The organism is Schlesneria sp. (assembly GCF_036405755.1).
Taxonomy (GTDB): Bacteria; Planctomycetota; Planctomycetia; order Planctomycetales; family Planctomycetaceae; genus Schlesneria; species Schlesneria sphaerica.
Map to the genome: position 1 here is coordinate 1 of NZ_DASWWZ010000009.1, position 5,346 is coordinate 5,346.

At 55.9% G+C, this 5,346-nt stretch carries 5 protein-coding genes; all 5 read left to right on the forward strand.

The genetic code is table 11. The features are described 5' to 3' along the window. The first annotated feature begins 139 nt into the window (after positions 1–139). Positions 140–1,534 (forward strand): NrfD/PsrC family molybdoenzyme membrane anchor subunit, encoded by a 1,395-nt coding sequence (nrfD, locus tag VGE80_RS00300; RefSeq protein ID WP_397570963.1) that lies wholly within the window; start codon positions 140–142, stop codon positions 1,532–1,534. 4 nt (positions 1,535–1,538) lie between these two features. Next, on the forward strand, positions 1,539–2,846 hold the full coding sequence (locus VGE80_RS00305) for a quinol:electron acceptor oxidoreductase subunit ActD (protein ID WP_397570964.1): 1,308 nt from the start codon (positions 1,539–1,541) through the stop codon (positions 2,844–2,846). 11 nt (positions 2,847–2,857) lie between these two features. Continuing rightward, positions 2,858–4,288, forward strand: a complete 1,431-nt coding sequence (locus VGE80_RS00310) for a quinol:cytochrome C oxidoreductase (RefSeq protein ID WP_440591260.1) — start codon at positions 2,858–2,860, stop codon at positions 4,286–4,288. A 9-nt stretch (positions 4,289–4,297) separates the two neighbouring features. Beyond that, positions 4,298–4,675 (forward strand): hypothetical protein, encoded by a 378-nt coding sequence (locus tag VGE80_RS00315; RefSeq protein WP_373651044.1) that lies wholly within the window; start codon positions 4,298–4,300, stop codon positions 4,673–4,675. Continuing rightward, positions 4,672–5,346: SCO family protein (locus tag VGE80_RS00320; protein WP_440591261.1), on the forward strand; the 675-nt coding region annotated here is incomplete at its 3' end. The genes VGE80_RS00315 and VGE80_RS00320, both read left to right, overlap by 4 nt.

A 5,346-nucleotide genomic window follows, 5' to 3' on the forward strand; every position in this document is an offset into this window, starting at 1 on the left:
GGACCAAGTATCTGGCCCGCATCCGCAATCCGCATCCATGGCTTGCGGCTCGTTCAGAAACTCATCCACAGAATCATTCGGCACCCACTCACACCATGAATCTTAAAGATCATCGTTGCGGTCAGGAGGTCCACGTCTAATGGCTTCCTCACTGGCGACACTCGTCGATACGACGATTGAAGATCCCACACAACGCGCTCCGCTCGTGACCGGGGATCATGACTATGGTTCGGTTACCGATGCCATCGTGGGCATTTCCGAACGAAAGACCCCACTCGCCTGGTACATTGCATTCGCAATCTCCTCAAGCTTTACGCTGCTGCTCTTCTCGATGATCGGCTATCTGATCTACCGAGGGGTAGGGGTGTGGGGAAACAACAGCCCTGTCTTCTGGGCATGGGACATTGTTAACTTCGTGTTCTGGGTCGGTATCGGACACGCAGGTACTCTGATCTCCGCCATTTTGTTTCTGTTCCGCCAGAACTGGCGCACCAGTATCAACCGCTTCGCTGAAGCGATGACGATCTTCGCTGTCTGTTGTGCCGGTATCTTCCCCGCCGTCCACGTCGGCCGCGTCTGGTTTGCTTACTGGCTTTTCCCGGTTCCTTCCGCACGACTCGACATGTGGCCAAACTTCCGCAGCCCGTTGCTGTGGGACGTGTTCGCCGTCAGTACCTACGCCACAGTCTCGTTGCTGTTCTGGTACATGGGGATGATTCCCGACCTTGCCACCTTCCGGGATCAAACCAAGAGCCGATTCAAGCAGGTGATCTTCGGCATACTGGCACTCGGCTGGACAGGTTCCGCACGCCACTGGCATCGCTACGAGAAGGCTTACCTGCTGCTCGCCGCCCTGGCGACTCCGCTGGTCCTTTCGGTGCACACCGTCGTGAGCTTCGACTTTGCCACGGCACAGTTGCCTGGCTGGCACGCCACGATTTTCCCGCCTTACTTCGTCGCGGGTGCGGTCTTCAGCGGTTTCGCCATGGTGATCACTCTGATGGTCCCCGCACGTGAATGGTTCGGTCTGAAGGACTTCGTCACGCTGCGACATCTGGAAAATATGTGCAAGGTGATCCTTGCCACAGGCTGTATGGTCGGTTTTGCCTATGGGATTGAATTCTTCATCGCCTGGTACGGCGGAAACCCCTATGAAGGATTCACTTTCCTTAACCGGGCATACGGACCCTACGCCTGGGCCTATTGGACGATGGTCAGCTGCAATGTGATCGCTCCTCAGTTCTTCTGGAGCAAGAAGATCCGCACCTCACCGTGGTTGATGGTCATTGTCTGCATTTTTGTGAACATCGGGATGTGGTTTGAACGCTTCGTGATCATCGTCACGTCGCTGAGCCGGGACTTCTTGCCTTCGAGTTGGGCCTACTATTCGCCCACCTGGGTGGACATCTGCATGTTCGCCGGAAGTTTCGGTCTGTTCTTCACACTCTTCCTCTTGTTCTGTCGGTATCTGCCGATCGTGGCTATGGCCGAAGTGAAAAGTGTCATGCCCAAGCCAGGTTCTGATAACAGGTAACTAAATGTCTGCGGTTATGCTTGAAGATGATGTCGCCCAGCGGGACGAGGTGAATGAATCCTCTCGTCCGTCTGTAGGCGTACTGGCTGAGTTCGTCGGACCAGACGAACTTATCCGGGCGGCCAAGCTCGTTCGAACCCGTGGGTTCACGAAAACGGATGCGTTCAGCCCTTTCCCCGTTCACGGAATTGACGCCGCACTTGGCATTCGGCCCACCCGCTTGCCATGGTTCGTGCTGATTGTCGGAACGTTTGGGGGACTGGCCGCCCTTCTGATGCAGTGGTGGATGAACGCAGTTGACTATCCGTTTCTGATCAGCGGAAAGCCAACTTTCAGCCTCCCGGCCAACATTCCCGTCATGTTCGAAGTGATCGTGCTGCTAAGCGCGTTCACGACATTCTTCGGGATGCTGGCACTGAACCGGTTGCCAAAACATTCCAATCCTTTGCTCGACGTGGATCAATTCCGTCGTGTTACCAACGACCGATTCTTCCTGTATGTCGACGCCGCAGACCCGAACAACGAAAAGCAGGACGTCGTCGAGCTGTTTCGAATGGCTGATGCCGTAGCGATTCGTGAAGTTCCCCCTTCGCAATCGTCGGACAAGCTCCCCAGTTTCTTCGGTGCAGTCGTTGCCGTTGCATTGACGTTGGCAACCGTTCCTGTCGTCGGCATTGCGTGGGCCCGAACCACGACATCCGATGCTCCCCGCATCGACTTCTTCGCAGACATGGATTCGCAGGATCGCCCCGGTCCACAGCAGCGATCAAAACTGTTTGCCGATGGACGCTCCATGCGTCCTCAGGTTCCCGGCACAGTCGCCTTAGGTGATTTCCACGAGGACGATTCCTTGTTCCTGGGATATCAGCCCTCCAGCGAGCCCCCTGTGAACGTCAATCCGGATCCGAATGCACCGCCAGTCGAACCGGACTACTTGACTCAGTTCCCATATGATGTCACAGAAGCGCGGATGCTTCGCGGACAGGCCAAGTACAACATCTACTGTGCTCCTTGCCACGGACTTGTCGGTCAAGGAGATGGATTGATTTCGCTTCGCGCCATCAGTCTCCAGGAACCAACCTGGGTTCCTCCGACCAATCTCACGAATGACATCGTTACGGCTCAGCCTGTTGGCAAGCTGTTCGACACAATTTCTCACGGACGTCGCAAGATGGCCGGGTACGCAGCACAGATCGAACCGGAAGACCGCTGGTCCATCGTGCTGTATGTCCAGGCCCTGCAGCGCAGCCAGCGTGCTTCGCTGAACGATGTTCCCCAAGACGAAGCCACGATTCTCCAAAACCGGAAGTAATTCAGCTTTCCATGGCCGATCACCACACTCATCCACAGATTGACTTAACCCGCGATCGCACATTGGGGGATCGCGGCCCTGGTGCTACGCGCAAGGCACTCTTCGCCGGACTCGCGTGCATCGGTATCGCTGCAGTCCTGTCACTGCTGGGCGGACAATCGCGTCTCGAACAGACGTACCATCCTGAATCGGCACCCACAGCACTGGTCGGCGTTGTCCGCCTTCTCGCCGACAAGGAAGGTAAGCCCGTCACCGATTATGCAGGGCGACCGCTGACGGAAATCGCCAGCGCGGCAGAGTCTCAATTCGGCAAGGAACTTCCACCGCATTGGGATGATTTCCTGAAACAGCGATCCTCTGGCTGGCAAGGATTCCAGGCAGGCTACCTTGTCGCGTTCCTGTTCGTCACGAGCGTCTCGTGCGGGGCATTGTTCTTCGTACTCATCCAGCACCTCGTTCGAGCGGGCTGGAGTGTCGTAGTTCGCCGCATCGCTGAATTGCTGGCCGCTTCCGCTGGCTGGGTCGCACTGCTGAGTCTGCCGATTGTGATTCCGCTGTTTCTCGGCAATCACGCGATCTATGAATGGAACGATGCCACGCTCATCGAAACCGATCATTTGATCCGCCACAAGCAGCCTTGGTTGAACCCAACGTTCTTCGCAATCCGGACGGTCATCTACTTTGGGATCTGGACTCTCCTGGGTCGCTTCTTCCTGTCTCACTCACGTCAGCAGGACGAAACCGGTGATGTCAATCATACTCACCGGATGCAGGCACTCGCGCCACTCGGAACGCTCCTGTTTGCACTCACCGCAAACTTCTTCGCCTTCGATTTCATGATGTCGGTCGATCCTCACTGGTTCAGCGCGATCTACGGCATCTATTTCTTCGCAGGAGCGATCGTCAGTGCCCTGGCCGTCATGATCCTCGGCACCATGTACCTCCAGAAGCGACAGATCATTGGCCCTGAAGTCACTGTCGAACATTATCATGACCTCGCAAAGCTGTTGTTCGGCTTCAACTTCTTCTGGGGCTACATCGCCTTCTCGCAGTACCTGTTGATCTGGTACGCCAACATTCCCGAAGAAACTGGCTGGTTAATTCTTCGCCAGGAAAACGGTTGGGAATGGGTGAGCCTGACATTGCTGTTCGGGCATCTGCTGATTCCGTTTTTCGGACTGATGTCACGACATACCCGACGGAACATGAAGTCACTTGCCGTCTGGTCTGTCTGGTTACTCCTGATGCACGCCCTTGATATTTACTGGAATGTCATTCCGCAGTTCCATTCGCAAGTCTGGCCGACGCTGAGCGACATTCTGCTACTGCTGGGAGTTTCCAGCCTGTTCCTGGCCGGATTTATCCGGACAGCGTCCACCAAGTCGGTCGTTGCAGTCCGCGACCCTCGGCTTGAAGAGTCCCTGGCCTTTCACAACGTTTAAGGTGGTAAAATGTCTGTAGCAACTCTCGAAGCGAAAGCCGCTCCCGCCAGTCCGCGGACCCTCAATCCCGCGAGTCAGTTCGAGCGCTATGACACGATCGATACACCAACAATCGTCGTTGTCGGATTCATTTCCGCCATCCTGACTTTCGTAACGATTCTGGCCACTCAAGCGATCTTCTTCGCGACGAACAGCTTCGAATCCAAGCGGAAGATCACGGGTGCTGTTCCGGCCGTTCTCGCGGACAGTCTGACACAGCAGCAGAACCGCCTGGCCGGATACGGCTGGGTCGATCCGGCAAAAGGCGTGGTCAGTATCCCCATCTCGGAAGCAATGCGGCTGGTCGTACAGGAACAGCAGCAATCCACGAAAGCCGTGACGGAATGAACCGGTGTGTCGTAGCAATCTGTTTTGCGTTTTTGACGGGGGCTGGAGTAACGACTCAAGCCTTTGCGCAGATTGTACGACCAGTTGCTCAGCTCGAGGGAGTCGGTGTTGTCGAACACCTCGACCAGAAGCTTCCGCTCGATCTCAAGTTCGTTGATGAACGCGGAAAGCCGCTGCAGCTGCAATCGCTATTCGACGGCACACGTCCCGTCGTCTTAACGCTCAACTACACCAACTGCCCGATGCTTTGCGGTTTGAAACTGCGCGGGATGATCGAAGCATTGGCAGAGATGTCTCTGGAACCGGGCCGTGACTATCGGGTGGTTTCGGTGAGTATTGACCCGCTCGAATCTCCCATGCAAGCTCGAATGGCAAAGCAGGGATACCTGCGTGAATTCGGCCGCGGCGACGGTCAAGGCTGGACGTTTCTGACGGGGCGTGAGCCACAAATTCGTGCACTGGCAGATGCGATTGGCTTCCAGTATCAGTATGTTCCGGAACGTAAGGAATACGCTCACGCCGCAGTCTTCATGATCTGCACTCCCGATGGCCGGGTTTCACGATACCTCTACGGTATCCGATTCGAACCCAAGACAGTTCAGTTGTCGCTGGTCGAGGCGGCACAGGGACGAATCGGAACGACTTTCGACCAGGTCCTGTTATTTTGCTTT

What these genes read in the sequence shown, in the direction of transcription:
- nrfD (WP_397570963.1), top strand. Translation starts at nt 140, where the DNA reads ATGGCTTCCTCACTGGCGACACTCGTCGATACGACGATTGAAGATCCC.
- VGE80_RS00305 (WP_397570964.1), top strand. Translation starts at nt 1,539, where the DNA reads ATGTCTGCGGTTATGCTTGAAGATGATGTCGCCCAGCGGGACGAGGTG.
- VGE80_RS00310 (WP_440591260.1), top strand. Translation starts at nt 2,858, where the DNA reads ATGGCCGATCACCACACTCATCCACAGATTGACTTAACCCGCGATCGC.
- VGE80_RS00315 (WP_373651044.1), top strand. Translation starts at nt 4,298, where the DNA reads ATGTCTGTAGCAACTCTCGAAGCGAAAGCCGCTCCCGCCAGTCCGCGG.